The following is a 352-nucleotide window of genomic DNA, read 5'->3' as shown; positions in this document are numbered from 1 at the left end:
ACGTGTCCCGCTTGATGCGCGAATCCGACCTCATCGCGGCGGCTGATCGCTTGGGCGTCCCGCTGGCGAGCGTTAAGGCCGTGAATGAAGTTGAATCGCGCGCGCGCGGCTTTCTGCCCGATGGCCGGCCGGTCATCCTGTTTGAGCGTCATGTTTTCTGGCGGCAACTGACCGCCCACGGCCTGGACCCGGCCGGATACGACGACCGTCCATCCGTCTTGAGCCGTCAGCGCGGCGGCTATGCCGGCGGCGCGGCCGAGTATGTACGCTTAGCCAGCGCCATGCAGATTCATGCAGCCGCTGCGCAGGAGGCGGCGAGCTGGGGCGCGTTCCAAATTATGGGGTATCACTG

The 352-nt window shown here is 65.6% G+C and carries 1 protein-coding gene; it reads left to right on the top strand.

Annotation, left to right across the window (positions count from 1 at the left end):
• Nucleotides 1-352: N-acetylmuramidase domain-containing protein (locus KVT32_RS29210; protein WP_217619328.1), on the top strand; the 352-nt coding region annotated here is incomplete at both ends.

The organism is Achromobacter sp. GbtcB20 (assembly GCF_019091095.1).
Lineage (GTDB): Bacteria > Pseudomonadota > Gammaproteobacteria > Burkholderiales > Burkholderiaceae_B > Achromobacter > Achromobacter mucicolens.
The sequence above is the reverse complement of the archived record's forward strand: the minus strand, read 5'-3'. Positions and strand labels throughout refer to the sequence as shown.